This is a genomic window from Cyanobacterium sp. Dongsha4, assembly GCF_036345015.1.
GTDB lineage: Bacteria > Cyanobacteriota > Cyanobacteriia > Cyanobacteriales > Cyanobacteriaceae > PCC-10605.
In genome coordinates this window covers 716,042-731,265 of sequence record NZ_CP084098.1, presented here as the reverse complement: position 1 = coordinate 731,265, position 15,224 = coordinate 716,042, and the positions used below count along the sequence as shown (strand labels likewise).

Annotated in this window: 10 protein-coding genes; 4 read left to right on the top strand and 6 right to left on the bottom strand. The window is 36.8% G+C overall.

What is annotated here, in order from left to right; translation table 11 throughout:
* Nucleotides 1-8: 8 nt before the first annotated feature.
* Together Dongsha4_RS03170 and Dongsha4_RS03165 are read right to left on the bottom strand one after the other, a co-directional pair.
* Nucleotides 9-3,149: an efflux RND transporter permease subunit gene (locus tag Dongsha4_RS03170; protein WP_330204310.1), complete on the bottom strand. Its 3,141-nt coding sequence runs from the start codon at nt 3,147-3,149 to the stop codon at nt 9-11.
* 217 nt (nt 3,150-3,366) lie between these two features.
* Nucleotides 3,367-4,905 carry an efflux RND transporter periplasmic adaptor subunit gene (locus Dongsha4_RS03165; protein WP_330204309.1) on the bottom strand — a complete coding sequence of 513 codons (1,539 nt, stop codon included), beginning with the start codon at nt 4,903-4,905 and terminating at the stop codon, nt 3,367-3,369.
* A 228-nt stretch (nt 4,906-5,133) separates the two neighbouring features.
* Between Dongsha4_RS03165 and hpsJ-A the strand changes: the two genes are divergently transcribed.
* On the top strand, nt 5,134-5,931 hold the full coding sequence (gene hpsJ-A, locus Dongsha4_RS03160) for an HpsJ-like protein, cyanoexosortase A-associated (RefSeq protein WP_330204308.1): 798 nt from the start codon (nt 5,134-5,136) through the stop codon (nt 5,929-5,931).
* Nucleotides 5,932-6,064: 133 nt separating this feature from the next.
* Here the strand turns inward: hpsJ-A and infB are convergent, their stop codons facing one another.
* From infB to rimP, 4 genes are all read right to left on the bottom strand, one after another.
* Nucleotides 6,065-9,151 carry a translation initiation factor IF-2 gene (infB, locus tag Dongsha4_RS03155; RefSeq protein WP_330204307.1) on the bottom strand — a complete coding sequence of 1,029 codons (3,087 nt, stop codon included), beginning with the start codon at nt 9,149-9,151 and terminating at the stop codon, nt 6,065-6,067.
* Between the two features lie 212 nt (nt 9,152-9,363).
* Nucleotides 9,364-9,642, bottom strand: a complete 279-nt coding sequence (locus tag Dongsha4_RS03150; protein ID WP_330204306.1) for a YlxR family protein — start codon at nt 9,640-9,642, stop codon at nt 9,364-9,366.
* Nucleotides 9,626-10,780 carry a transcription termination factor NusA gene (gene nusA, locus Dongsha4_RS03145; RefSeq protein WP_330204305.1) on the bottom strand — a complete coding sequence of 385 codons (1,155 nt, stop codon included), beginning with the start codon at nt 10,778-10,780 and terminating at the stop codon, nt 9,626-9,628. Before nusA ends, Dongsha4_RS03150 begins: the two co-directional genes overlap by 17 nt.
* A 56-nt stretch (nt 10,781-10,836) precedes the next feature.
* Nucleotides 10,837-11,298: a ribosome maturation factor RimP gene (rimP, locus tag Dongsha4_RS03140; protein WP_330204304.1), complete on the bottom strand. Its 462-nt coding sequence runs from the start codon at nt 11,296-11,298 to the stop codon at nt 10,837-10,839.
* A 465-nt stretch (nt 11,299-11,763) separates the two neighbouring features.
* On the opposite strand from rimP, the gene Dongsha4_RS03135 reads away from it, so the two are divergent.
* The 3 genes from Dongsha4_RS03135 (at nt 11,764) to Dongsha4_RS03125 (ending at nt 15,199) form a co-directional block, all read left to right on the top strand.
* Nucleotides 11,764-12,723 carry a 3'(2'),5'-bisphosphate nucleotidase gene (locus Dongsha4_RS03135; RefSeq protein WP_330204303.1) on the top strand — a complete coding sequence of 320 codons (960 nt, stop codon included), beginning with the start codon at nt 11,764-11,766 and terminating at the stop codon, nt 12,721-12,723.
* 376 nt (nt 12,724-13,099) lie between these two features.
* Nucleotides 13,100-14,437: a TrkH family potassium uptake protein gene (locus Dongsha4_RS03130; protein ID WP_330204302.1), complete on the top strand. Its 1,338-nt coding sequence runs from the start codon at nt 13,100-13,102 to the stop codon at nt 14,435-14,437.
* Between the two features lie 6 nt (nt 14,438-14,443).
* Complete coding sequence (locus Dongsha4_RS03125; RefSeq protein WP_330204301.1) at nt 14,444-15,199, top strand: TrkA family potassium uptake protein; 756 nt, start codon at nt 14,444-14,446, stop codon at nt 15,197-15,199.
* Nucleotides 15,200-15,224 lie beyond the last annotated feature (25 nt).

Here is a 15,224-nt window from a genome sequence, read left to right as displayed (position 1 = left end):
CTCCGAACTTAGCTTAGTTTTTCCTCGGAAACAATGTTTTGAGTGGGTACAAATTTTTCGGTAAACATTTTGATTACAATATAGACAATTGGCACAACAAATAAACTCAAGAAAGTTGCCACTAACATTCCTCCAAATACGACTGTACCTAATGATTGACGACTAGCTGAACCTGCCCCAGTAGCGATCGCAAGAGGTAAAATACCTAAAAGAGTGGAAAATGCCGTCATTAAAATGGGTCTGAGTCGAGCTTGTGAGGCTTCGATCGCAGCTTTGACAATGGGCAAACCCTCATTGCGTAATTGATTCGCAAATTCAACAATCAAAATTGAGTTTTTACTAGCTAAACCAATCAACATCACTAAACCAATTTGACTGTAAACGTCAAAGGAAAATCCCCTAGACATTTGTGCTAACAATGCTCCTAAGATAGCCAACGGTACAGCTAAAAGAATGATTAAAGGATCAATATAATTTTCATATAGTGCCGCTAAAACTAAGAAAACGAATAATAACCCTAAACCAAAGATAATCGGTGCTTGTCCTCCTGAAACAATTTCCTCTAAAGATTGCCCAGACCATTGATAGCCAAAACCTCTCGGTAAAATTTGAGCAGATAACCTCTCCATAGCTGCGATCGCATCTCCTGAACTTGCCCCCACACTGGCAGAACCACTAACCTCGATCGAACGAAATAAATTATAGTGATTGATAACTTGAGGACTGGTGCTAGGAGTAATAGTTGCCAAATTAGATAAAGGAATCATCGTACCGTTAGCACTACGAACATATAACTCTTCAATGTCATCAGGATGGGTGCGGAACTTACCATCTGCTTGTACATAAACTCTATAAGTCCTGTTTTGTAAGGAAAAATCATTAACATAACTAGAGCCAAAAGCCGTTTGCAAAGTCCGAAAAACTTCATCAATATTGACATTGAGAGCTTGGGCTTTATTGCGGTTAATATCAATAACTAATTCGGGGCTATTAGCTGTAAAGGTCGTAAAAACCCTTGTTAAACCCTCTGTTTGGTTAGCCTGTCCCAATAAACTACCCAAAACCTCCATCATAGAATTGATGTCACCATCACTACGCAAATCTTGCAACTGGTAAGTAAAACCGCCAAAACTACCTAAACCTCGAATGGCTGGAGGATTTAAAGGAAGAATTCTCGCCTCTGGAATCATGGCAAACTTACCCCATAAACGACCAATTACCGCCTCTGCTGACTGCTCTGGACTTCTTCTTTCTCCCCAAGGTTTAAGAGGGGTAAAAATCACCCCAGAGTTGGAACTATTACCACTAAATGCAAAACCCCCCACCCCAAAGGTTGCTTGAACTTCAGGTTCTTCTAAAATAGTTTTTTCGATCTTCTCCATTACATCGCTAGTATATTGTAGCGATACCCCTTCAGGTGCTTGAACAATAGTGATAAAATAGCCTTGATCTTCTTCTGGTAAGAAACTTTGAGGTATTGTAATATAAAGCCATCCTGTACCTGCTAAAAGCAAAACAAAAACAGCAATAACGATAGTTCGCATCCTTACTAAACCGACTAAACTACGACGGTAAGATTTCGTTACATTGTCTAAAAAGCTGTTGAAAATATCGCAAGGAACTTGTAACCATGCTGGTAATTTTTGATGATGTCTTAACAATAATGCACATAAAGAGGGAGTTAAAGTTAAAGCCAAAAAAGTAGAAATAGCAATAGAAAATGCGATCGTTAAAGCAAACTGACGATATAAAGCCCCTGTCGTACCCGGAAAGAAAGCCACAGGTACAAACACCGCCATTAACACCAAAGAAGTAGCTATTACTGCTCCTGTTAACTGTTTCATCCCTAACTGAGCCGCTTTAAAAGGACTCATATCCTTATCTTCAATATAGCGGTCAATCTGTTCCACAACTACGATCGCATCATCTACCACCATCCCCGTTGCTAAAGTCAAACCAAATAAAGTTAAACTATTGATGGAAAAATCAAATACCTTCACAAAAGCAAAAGTACCAATTAAAGAAAGAGGAATTGTCACCGCGGGAATCAACGTAGTTCGCCAGTTCTGCAAAAACACTAAAATAATCAAAATTACCAAAAAAACCGCAATAAATAAAGTATTAACCACTTCTCGTAGCGATTCTTGAACATAAAGGGTTGTATCAAATGCAATCTCATATTTTAATCCCGGAGGAAAAGTCTTAGACAACTCCTCTATTTGTGTTTTTACCTGCCTTGCCACCTCCAAAGCATTAGAACCCGTTAACTGATAAATCCCCAATCCCACGGCTGATTGCCGACGATAACGTAAGAAAGAAGTATAATCTTCCGCCCCCAACTCAACTCTACCCACATCTTTGAACCTTACCAAAGCACCATTAGCATCAGTTTTGAGTAATAAATTCTCAAATTCCTGTGCAGAAGTTAATTGACTAACCGCCCTTAAATCAATTTGAAACTCCTGCCCATCTGGGACAGGTTCAGCACCTATTTTCCCCGCCCCAATTTGATTATTTTGAGCGGAAACTGCTTGAATCACGTCAGTGGTTGTTAAGCCACGACTAGACAACTTTTCAGGATCTAACCATAAGCGCATTGCATAGCGTCTTTCCCCAAAAATGCGCACATCTGCCACCCCATTAATCCGTTTTAATGGATCAACTAAATACAAATCCGCATAATTACTCATAAAAAGGTTATCATAGCGGTTATCTTCGCTATAAAGTCCAATCCCTAAAAGAATATTATTAGATTGCTTAGTGACACTAACACCATTTCGTTGCACACTTTCTGGTAATTGAGCCTCAGCCACTGAAACCCTATTTTGTACGTCCACAGCCGCCAAATCCTGATCCACATCAGAAGCAAAGGTTGCGGTGATAGTGCTTGTACCGCTATTGGAACTACTAGAGGTTATATATCTCAATCCCGGAGTTCCATTAATTTGACGTTCTAAAACAGTAGTAACTGCATTTTCTACCACCTCAGCACTTGCTCCGTCATAATTAGCCGCTACCTGTATCTGCACTGGACTAATTTCAGGAAATTGAGCTAAGGGCAAATTAAAAAGGGATATTAAACCCACAAAAAGAATAATTAATGCCGTTACGGATGAAAAAACAGGTCGTTTAATAAAAAAATCAATCATCTCAGTATCTTGTCTCGTTTACATCTAAAATTACTGATAATACTAAAATCGTTAATGGGTATCTAGTACCTATTTGTTGCTCATTTACTCTCCTGAAGCTCGACACTTAATATTAATTTTTATTTCAAAATATGGTAAAAAGAGCCAGATAAAAACATAATTAAATATATGAATTGGGTTTGTTTTTGATTTTAGTTTTCAGAAGTAAGAACCTGAATTAATTACTAGAATTAATGGGTTTAGTCTCATTTTCAGGCATTTCCTGTATGGGACTACCTTCTTGTACCTTTAAAATTCCAGCACTAATAATCTTTTCACCTGCTTGTAAACCCTCCAAAACCTCATAAGCATTGTCGTAGATTTCGCCCAATTTAATCGGTCTTTGTTTGGCAATTAATCCCTCTCCTTCAGGGTTTTTTTCAGCTACAAATACAAAACCTTGACCACCAATACGGAAAATAGCACTAGAAGGTACTAAAATTCCTCGACTACTATCCCAAACAATTCGGGCAGGAATGAATTGGCGATTTAATAATTTGTTTTGAACATCATTGCTGAAGAAGGCTTTTGCCAAAACTAATTGGGAGTCAGATGTAACATTCGGAGAAATAAAATCAATTTTTCCCACCGCTATTACTTCTTCTTGAGCATTTAAAACTTCTACTGGTAAACCCAATTCAAGATCAGGAGCTTTTTCTAATGGTACAGATATGTTTAATTCTAAAAGATCATTTTGAGTGATACTGGTCAATGTGGTATCTGTTTCAATAAAATCACCGACCTTAACGGGTATATTACTAATTTTACCTGCGATCGGAGCTTTAATCATTGTTTTGTCTAATTCCACCGTTAATCTTCTCACATTTGCTTCTGCTTCCCGCACAGAGGCTCTAGCTTGATCTATTTCCTCCTGTCTTGCTCCATTTTGTAACAACAACAAATTTTGTTCGGCTTCTTCCACTTCTGCTTGTAATGCTCTCACATCAGATTGTGTGCCTTCTTGTAATTGATTTAAACGTCTTTGAGCTTGTTCTAAATTGGCTTTAGCCGTTTTTGCTTCCGTGGCAAAACTATCAAACTGATCACTAGAAATCGCACCTTCGTCTCTCAAATTACGATAACGATTTAATCTCTGTTGTGCTAACTCATTTTGAGCTTTAGCAGACTCTAATTGTGCTTGAGCTTGGGCAATTTCCTCTTGGGAAGAACCTTTTTTCGCATTAGTTAATCTAATTTTTGCCCTGTTGAGTCGGGCTTGAGCAGACGCAATTTCTTCTGGACGACTTCCGGCTTCCAGTTCCGCTAACTGAGCTTGACGAGAAGCTAAAGTTGCCCGAGCAGAATCTAGTTGGGCTTGTAACGAATCGCTTTCTAAGGCAAACAAGACCTCTCCTCTATTCACATTTTGCCCTTCTCGAACCAATATATCCACCAATCTTCCTTCAATTTCTGATTGTAGATTGACTGTTTGACTTGCCTCCAATGTCCCAAGTACATCAGTGCTTGTTTTGATGGGTTCTGTTTCTAGGGTGCTAAGGGTAACTGGTACAGGGGGCATAGTGTTACTAACTCCTGCAGAAGTTGCAACCTGACGATTTTGCCAAAAAAACCAACCAATAGTTCCTGCGCTACCAATCAATAAGACACTTCCCCACACGAGCCATTTTTTCCCAGACTTTGAGGAGGAAGAATTTTTTTTATTCTGATTAGGCTTTCTTTCTTCTTCTTTTACTTGTTTTAATTGTGTATCAGTCACGGGATTATTCTTTGTCACTAATTCATCATTTCATTATAATCTGCATTTTGAATTTATTTTCATTGAAAGTATCTATAGATAATCATCAATATATTACTTGACAAAAATCTTAACTTTTATTTTTCATACTAACTTTTTGTCAGTGTTATACTTAAGTGTTATTACTAACAAAAAATATTAAAATCTTTTACTTTTTGATTAAACACAACATTTTATTACTTAACCTCAATGACTCAATTTGATCAAGAAAATATAAATTCGACTTATTCTGATAATCAAGAATATAATAGCGATTATCAAGCCAAATTGACGCAAAAAGTCGATAAATTAGGAAATTTCAGCTTAAATATGCTAAGGTCTTTAGTCCTATGGCGTTTAATTGGCTATGGTTTTTTAGTTCTATTTGCTTTAGATTTAGCGGCCATTTTTATTCCCCCCAATTTTTTAAATCCTCAGTGGGAATTTCAAACTTTAGGTGAAGTAGTAGAAAGAGTTGCAATTCCTTTTATTGCTCTACTCTTTATTTTTTTTGGGGGCAATTATCTGAGAAAAGGATGGGAATATTTAGTTTTAACTGCCTTATCATGGTTATGTTTAATTGCAGGTGTTTTATTTATTTTGGCAGTACCTTTGGGGGTTATTAATACTATTCGTATTGATACTCAAGCAACCACCCGATTAACAGAACAAACTAATCAAAGATTGGAAGTTTTAGAGCAAGTAGAAACAAGACTGAAAGATGTCAAAAGTCGAGAGGAAATGCAGATATTGATAAGCCAACTAAGTAACAATAATGCTCCAACCATTGAAAATGATCAACAATTGACTGAAGCGAAGCAGAGATTGGGAGAATTTATTACAAGTTCTCGAAATCAGTTGAATAGTCAAACCGATTTAGCTAATAATCAACGAAGAAAATCTTTAATTAAACAATCCGTTAAATGGAATTTAGGAGCTTTAATTTCTGGTATCTTGTTTATTATGACTTGGCAGATGACAAAATGGTCTCGACAAAAAGTTGAATAGATTAATTATTTTGCTCAAGAAAAACCATCTAAGGCGAAGAGTAAAAATAGCTAACACCTAATCTAAACCTTAAATATCTAAAAATGTCTAATAGAGGTGTAGGTGTATTTCACACCTTTTTACACCTTTGTAATTAAGCGGAAAGAGTACGACGTTTAAAGACCATTTCATAAGCCTCGATAATATCTCCTTCTTGCCACTGGCTAAATTTATTAACAGCAATACCGCATTCAAAACCAGAGGCAACTTCTTTAACATCGTCTTTGACACGGCGTAAAGAATCTAAATTACCATTATAAATTTCTGTTCCGTTGCGTAATACTCGAATAAAGCGATTACGGACAACTTTGCCTGACAAGACATAACATCCTGCCACAGCTCCTTTTCCAACGGAGAAAACGGCTCTCACTTCAGCTCTTCCTAGACTTTCTTCCACTTCCTCTGGATCTAATAAGCCTTCCATTGCACCTTCTATTTCATCTAATAATTTATAGATGACGTTATATTCTCGAATATCTACCCCTTCTTGTTCGGCGGCTTGGCGTGCACCGGGTGCAAGAGTTGTATTAAATCCGATAACTACCGCTCCAGAAGCTGCGGCTAAATCTACATCTGTTTCTGTTACTTCTCCTGCACCTGATAATAAGACTCGGATTTGTACTTCATTTTGAGGTAGTTGTTTTAATGAACCTAAAATAGCTTCAACAGAACCCTGTACATCGGCTTTAAGAATCAAATTAAGTTCTTTTAGTTCTCCTTGTTGTGCTTGTGCTGATAAGCTACTTAAACTCACCCGGCGAGATGACATTGCCTGTTGTAAGCGATTATCACGTTTTGCGGACGCTCTGCTTTCTGCGATCGCTCTTGCGTCTTTTTCATTGGAATAAACTTCAAACTCATCTCCTGCTTCTGGAAGTTCACTTAAACCCAGAATTTCAACGGCAAAAGAAGGACTCGCAACTTCTACTTTTGTACCTCGATCATCGATCATCGCCCGAATTTTACCCATTACAGAACCAGCAACAATGACATCACCAACTCTCAATGTACCATTTTGTACTAACAATGTTGCCACAGGTCCTCTTGCACGATCTAAATGGGCTTCAATTACAGTTCCCTTAGCGTTGCGATCTGGATTAGCTAATAATTCTTCCACTTCAGAGACTAAGACTATCATCTCTAAAAGAGCATCTAAGTTATCACCAGTTAAAGCACTTACAGGGACCATGACGGTATCACCTCCCCAATCCTCTGGAACTAATTCTAATTCAGCTAATTCCTGTTTGACGCGATCGGGATTTGCTTCGTTCTTATCAATTTTGTTAATAGCCACAACAATGGGGACTTTTGCCGCCCGAGCATGACTAATAGCTTCTTTTGTTTGAGGACGTACTCCGTCATCTGCCGCCACCACCAACACGGCAATATCAGTGACTTTTGTACCTCTTGCTCTCATTGCAGTAAAGGCTTCGTGACCCGGAGTATCTAAGAACACAATTTGTTGAGTTTCTCCCTCATGTTCTACATCTACATGATAAGCACCAATATGTTGAGTAATGCCCCCTGCTTCTCCCTGAACTACCTTTGTGTTTCTTATGGAATCAAGAAGGGTTGTTTTACCATGATCTACGTGACCCATAATTGTTACAACAGGAGGACGTTTTTGCAGTTTGTCTAAATCTCCCTCTGTTAACATATCTGTTTTAGCCGCACTAGCTTTTTCCTCTTCCGTAATTACTTCCACTCCCAACTCTTTGGCCACCATTTCCGCAATCTCTAAATCGACAGTTTCAGTGATATTTACGGCAATTCCTTTGAAGAAAAGAAGTTTAATGACTTCAGTATCGGGAGTAACTAATAAGTCTGCTAATTCCCGAACCGTAGGAGCACTTTTAAGGACGATAAATTCTGGTTTTTCTTGTTTCTCCTGTTTTCCTTTTCTTTCGGACTTAGTTTCCGATTTATCCTTTCTAACAGGTTGTTTTTTAGGTGCACGAGTTTTTTCTGTAGCTTTTGTGGCTTCTTTTTTCTGTTTAGGAGGACGAGCTAAAGCTAAATCGATAACCGTAGAATCTTCTTGATCATCATCAAAATAATCTTCTAAGTCATCATCATCATCAATGACTAAGGAGCGACGCTTCTTGACTTTCTTCGCATCTTTTTTACCTGATTTATCAGAATCATCGTCTTCATCATCCCAAGAAGAGTTTTCCGTGGTTGATTTTTTCTGTTTTGGCTTTCTGATTTTTGGTTTTTCCAGCAACATTGGTTCTGAATCCAAATCATCTTCATCACTACCTTTTGCTTTGGTTTCTAAATCATCATCATCTAAATCAGTGTCAATGATCGCAGGAGGACGTTGAGGGGGTTTTTGTAGTTTTGGTTTTGGTGATAATTTGAGCTTATCTGAATCGGCTGAATTTTTTGCATCCTTAATAACTATGGGTTTAGCAGGTTTCGGAAGAGAATCTTTTTCTTCTCCTATAAATTTTCCACTGCTGATACTTTCTTTATCGTTACGACGGGGTAAATTTTGATTATTTTTAGTGCGGCGAGAGTTGTTTTTAGCTTTGTTATTATTTTTGCCTTTTGCCCTTTTTTCTTCTTCTGAAGTGGACACAGATACTTCACCACGGCTAACTACTTTTTTATCATCACCTTCTTTATTATTAGTTTTACTGATAGTAGTTGGCTTTTTCAATTCGGGGGCAGAAGGACTTTTTAACTCTGGTTTTTCGACTAAAGAGGGACGTGCTGGAGGTTGCTTAAGACTTTTATCCATACTTTGAACATTATTTGGGGAGTTATTATCATTTTCCTGTACCATTTCCGAATGATTAGGAGTTTTTTTATAGTCCTTTGAAGGCTGAGGAGGGCGAGGAGGACTTAACAATACAGGGGAGTTAGCGTTATTTTTTTCCTGTTCTGACTGTCTATCATTTTTGTACACAGCCAATATTTCCTGCTTTTTATTGGGCTTTTTAATGCTGGTGGAGGGGGTTTTCAATTTGTCAGGGGTGTTTTTGTTTGCTGGATTTTGTGCCGATGTCATGGAGGCTTTTTTTACTGCTTCTTTAATATCTTGTGCTTGGGATTCAGTGATGGTACTACTATGATTTTTTACCTCAATGGATAACTTAGAACATATTTCTAATACGTCCTTGTTGTCTAATGCAAGCTCTTTTGATAAATCGTATATTCTTACTTTTCCGTTTTTCATCCACAAATTGCCTTAAGTTTACTATATTTTGCGTTTTTTGAGTGACTTTAAGAAAGTTTTAAGATGTTTGATATAACAGTGTTTAATCAGATGAAATTATTTATATTCATAAAAAATGGTCTGTTGTTGAACATCTACAATATTATGACTATTTTGATTTACAAATAATCAAGAATCTATTAAGAAAAATTAAGTCATAATTATCCTGATTCTTATTTTACAGTGTTTTTCATTTCTTTGAGTTTTTGCCACAATTGTTGATAGATGTCTGAGGAAATGGGCGTTTTAAGGGCTTTTGCTAGGCGTTTTTTTTCTGCGATCGCAACACAATCGACATTTTTGCAAATGTAAGCTGATCTTCCCATTCCTTGATCAACAGTAATAATTTGTTGGGCATTATTTTTCACCACCCTAAAAAAATTATTTTTATGATCGATTTTCTGACAACTAATACAACGGCGGTAATTTTTAATTTTATTCAGCTTCCTCATTCAAATAGTCAGATTTCTTTTTGATGTCAATTTTCCATCCTGTGAGACGTGCCGCTAAACGAACATTTTGCCCATCCTTACCAATAGCAAGACTAAAGTGATTATCGGGAACTACCACTAAAGACTGTTTTTCATCAGGGTCAATCAGTTCTACGATGTCTATTTTAGCTGGACTCAAAGCATTTGCTATGTAAGTAGCAGGATCTGGGGACCAACGAATAACATCTATTTTTTCTCCCTTAAGTTCATTCACTACTGCCTGAATACGAGAACCTCTTGCACCGATACAAGCCCCGACAGGATCAACATCCCTTTCTAGGGTATCTACAGCTATTTTTGTTCTTGCTGTAATATCTGGTTTACTGGGATTCGCTTCTCTTGAAATAGCCACAATGCGAATAATTCCTTCCTCAATTTCTGGCACTTCATTGGCAAATAAATAAACGACTAAACCAGCATCAGCACGGGATACTATTAATTGGGCACCTCGATGAACCCCCTCTTTTACCCGTTTTAAATAAACCTTGAAAGTGGCATTGGCACGATAGTTATCACTGCTTAGTTGCTCTCCTCTTGGTAATTCAGCTTCAACTTCTGGTCTTCCATAAGCACTTTGCACCGTCATAATTACAGACTGTCCCTCGAAGCGTAATACCTTAGCAGAAAGAACTGTTCCTTCCAACTCCGTAAATTCTGCTTGAATAATAGCCCTTTGTTGCTCTTTTAGTTTTTGTTGCAAGACTTGCTTTGTTTGCATCGCCGCCATGCGACCAAAATCCTTCTGTTCAGGCGTAACATCAACTAAAACTTCATTACCTAATTGTACTTCTTCATTAAACTCTTGAACTTCAGCTAAAGCAATTTGATGATCAGGCTCTTCCACAGAATCTGTCACCATTTTTAGGGCTAAAACTCTAAAGCCTTCCTCTTCTAAATCCAATTCTACTCGGAAATTATCAAAATATTCAGGAGGTAACATATTGTGTGCTTTTTCTCCTAATTTAGACCGACGAAAACGCTCATAGCCTTTAAATAATGCTTCTCTAAGGGCTTCTTCTACGGAAGTTCTGGGTAAATTGTGGGTTTGACTAATTTCACTAATTAAGGCTTGTAAACCTGATAATTTAACGATGCTCATAGATTTTTGAAAATAAAATAATATATTTGTATGTTTGATGATGTAGTTAGGAAAAATTAACTGGGATTATGTAATTGCACTGATTGGATAATGTCTCTGGGAATTTTTGTAATTTTACCTTTACTATTTATATAGACAAATTGATCATCTCTACCTTGTAATGTGCCTTCCCATCGGTTTTTTTTCTTGAATATCGTATTAGTTTCGACAATGACGGGAAAACCTTTAAAGCTGACAAATTCTCGATCGCTCTCTAAGTTATTACCAATTCCAGGACTAGAAATTTCCAAAACATAGGCAGAGGGAAGAGTGTTTTCCACATCAAGAATTTCCTCTAGTTGACGACTCATTTTTTCACAATCATCTAAACTGGTGTCTCCGCCAACACTTTTTATATCTATTCTCAACACAGGTGGATTTTTGTTCGTTTGAAAAACTATATTTGCAATTTCAAGGTTTAATTTTTGGGCAATAGGTTCAGCTAGTTCCAAAATAGAAGGTATTAGAGGATGAGTCATAGAATGATTTTTCTCAGACAAATTTTTCAGTTACATAGTCAAAAGACAATAAAAAAAGCGGGATAGTCCCACTTCGCTCATGGTTTTTTACTCTTCTCAAAAACTTTGACTATTTTCAGAGTAAATAGAAAGAGGCACTATCAACTTCTGATAACAAATCAAAAGAGCAGATAATCTTAGAGTACCCACTTGAACCCCAGAAAGAAATTCAGAGAAACAGACTTAAGATATTAATTTCTATTAGATAAAGTGTTTTGATTCTGATTTCTCCAGTCAAAGTAAACGCTTACATTCCCTAAGTTTACTAAGCATTTTTTATAGTAGAGCTTTTTCCTAAAGAGCATTATAACATGAAAAAAACTTTTTTCCCTCTTTAGCTTGTTTGACTAAGCACCGAGAAAAAATAGTCAAAGTGTAGGGAATCATTGATAATGATTAGTGTTCAAAGAAAAGTTTTGTAATTTTATGTATCAAAAAGAAAAAGAAATCGCTATTTCGGCTGTTTTACAAGCCTCTGAACTATGTCAAAAAGTTAGACAAGATATTCCCCCTGCTTTAGAAAAACAAGACAAAAGTCCTGTTACTGTGGCTGACTTTGGTTCTCAGGCAATTATTTGTAAAGCCTTAAAAGATATTTTTCCTGATACTCCCATTGTCGGGGAAGAAGATGCGACAGAGTTAAGACAATCTGAACAGAAAAACACGCTGACGAAAATAACAGAATATGTAAAGCAAATTATTGATGATGCTTCGGAAAATCAGGTTTTAGACTGGATTGACTACGGTAATGGCAAAGTTGGTCGTCGTTTTTGGACTTTAGACCCCATTGATGGTACAAAAGGTTTTTTAAGACAAGATCAATATGCGATCGCACTTGCTTTAATTGAAGATGGAGAGGTTAAATTAGGGATTTTAGGATGTCCCGCTTTGAACATTAATCAAACTCAGGAGCAAGGTTGTATCTTTGTAGCGGCAAGAGGAGAAGGAAGTTATCGAATGCCCTTAAATGGCGGAGAAATGACTAAATTACAAGTTGTTAGTAATGATGATGTACAACGTTTTCGTTTTGTAGAAAGTGTTGAAGCCAGTCATGGAGACCAAGAAAGACAAAATGCGATCGCACAAGCAGTAGGAATTACGAGTCAATCCGTCAGAGTTGATTCTCAAGCTAAGTATGGTATTGTTGCCAGTGGAGAAGCCGCTCTTTATCTACGCTTACCTTCTCCAAAATATCCTGATTACAGAGAAAATATCTGGGATCACGCCGCAGGTGCGATCGTTGTTGAAGAGGCTGGAGGTAAAGTTACAGATATGTACGGCAAACCTTTAGACTTTTTCAGTGCCACTAAGATGATGGAAAATAGAGGTGTAGTGGTTAGCAATGGCAACATTCATGAAAAAGTATTGGAAGCCCTTAATCAATAATTTCAACATAGTATTTTTTTTCTTGCAAAAGATTTTTCCATTTCATAAAAATTAAGATTACTTTGACTCTGAATGAGGAATAGGAATAACTAATCTGACTAAAAATTTAGGTCTTAACAAGCTAAAATTTCCATTTTGAGAAATAGCTAACAATCTCAACCTTGTCATTCTTGGTTTAAATACAATTTCATTGTGGTACTAAATCAACCCAATAATGTTTGACATCTGAGGGAACTAAAAAAATTGTAGAAATATATTCCCCGTATATTAGTATTTTAGTATTGTAGATGCTTAATTCCTTAAACCTCATTCGCACAAAGGTAATCTATGTACTTTACATTCAACATAAATTCAATATCTAATTGCTAAATGTGAAATGACCATTGCCAGAACTATTTGTCTCGGATTTATTGCTGTCATCTCTGTTGGTACAATTCTTCTCATGATGCCTTTTGCCATTGAAACAGGGAATTGGGGTAGTTTTATTACTGCCTTATTTACATCTACTTCTGCTGTTTGTGTAACGGGTTTAATTGTCGTAGATACAGGCACATATTTTTCCTTTTGGGGGGAGTTAATAATTCTCTGCTTAATCCAAATAGGTGGACTAGGCTACATGACAACTAGCACTTTTTTAATTCTCCTTATCGGTAAAAAATTTGATTTTAGGCAAAAAATTGCTATTAATGAATCTTTTGACCGACCTTTTTTGCAAGGAAGCCGCAATTTGGTTATTTCCATTTTTGTCACGACTTTTATTCTTGAATTCTTCGCCGCACTTATTCTATATTCGGCATTTTCCCAAGATTATGGTTGGCAAAACGGAATATGGTTTGCCGTATTTCATTCTGTAAGTGCATGGAACAACGCAGGATTTAGTCTTTTTCCTGACAGTCTAATTCAATATCAAACTTCGATACCCATAAATATTGTAATCACAACCTTAATTATTCTTGGTGGTATTGGCTATCAGGTAATAATAGAATTTTGTCTTTGGATTCTTGATTTCTTTAAACAAAAAGTACATCCCCATTATGAATTTTCCCTCAACTTTAAGGTTGTCACTAGAACAACAATTATTCTTTTAATTTTGGGTGCGATCGGATTTTTTATCACCGAATTTCATAACTTAGAAACATTCGCTCTTCTATCATTCAAAGATAAATTACTTGTCGCTTGGTTTCAGTCTGTCACCACGAGAACTGCGGGTTTTAATTCCATCGATATTGCCGCTATGACTAAAGCAGGACTATTTATCACTATTGGTTTAATGTTTATTGGTGCATCCCCCAGTGGTACGGGAGGTGGTATCAAAACCACTACTTTAAGCATTCTTTTTAATAGTACGAGAGCAGTTCTAAGAGGTCAAGAACAAGTAATTATGCACAAAAGAGAAGTGCCTGTATCCCTTATTCTGAAAGCGATGGCAGTAGTATTTGGCTCTGGTGTCACCGTTGTTTCTATTACATTTTTTATTTCTCTACTTCATTCTGACTTTGAGTTTTTAGCAATTCTTTTTGAAGTGATTTCTGCATTTGCCACTGTAGGTTTATCTACAGGTATAACCGCAAGTCTATCTACTCTTTCCAAACTCGCAATTGTTTTTACAATGTACTTAGGGCGAGTGGGAGTATTATTATTTATGGCGGCTATTGTTGGTGATCCTCGTCCCAGTCGAATTGAATATCCCGAAGAAAATCTTTTAGTAGGTTAACAAATTATGGCGGAAAATAAACAAACCCAACCCAATTTAGACAATTATCAAAGATTCAGAACCTTTTTTAACTTAGATTTAGGTTCTTTAAAATTTTTGAGTAATCTAAGAAGAGAAACTCGTCAGTTTGCTGTTATCGGTTTGGGAAGATTTGGCAGGGCAGTATGCGAAACTCTTTACAATATGGGCTATGACGTATTGGGTGCTGATGTAGAAGAAAAGTTGGTTGCTCAAGCATTAACCGACAAAATCGCCTCTAGTGCTATTCGTTTAGATTGTACCGAAGCTAGTGCTTTAAAAGAAGCTGGGATTTTTGAATTAGATACTGTTATAGTTGCGATCGGAAACTACTTAGAGGAGAGTATCATAACAACTTTAAACCTCAAAGAAGCAGGAGTTAAATATATAGTAGCTAAAGCATCTTCAGAGACCCACGGAAAACTCCTCAAAAAAGTTGGTGCAGATTTAGTTGTATATCCTGAATACGAAGCAGGATGCGAATTAGCTTATACCCTTACTAAGCCCGGAATATTAGATCGTTTTGAATTAGACCCAGACAACAGTATTGTTGAAATAGCGATTCCCGAAGAATTTGATGGAAAAACTCTAGCTGAAATGAAACTCAGAAGCAGATATGGACTCAATGTATTAGCTGTTGGGAATGATGATAAATTTATTATTAATCCACCACCACAATTTGTATTAACAAAAGGTTTATCAATGGTAGTTATTGGCTCGAACAAAGACATAAACCGCCTCTAAATAATCGTCTAGCTTAGGGTGAGCA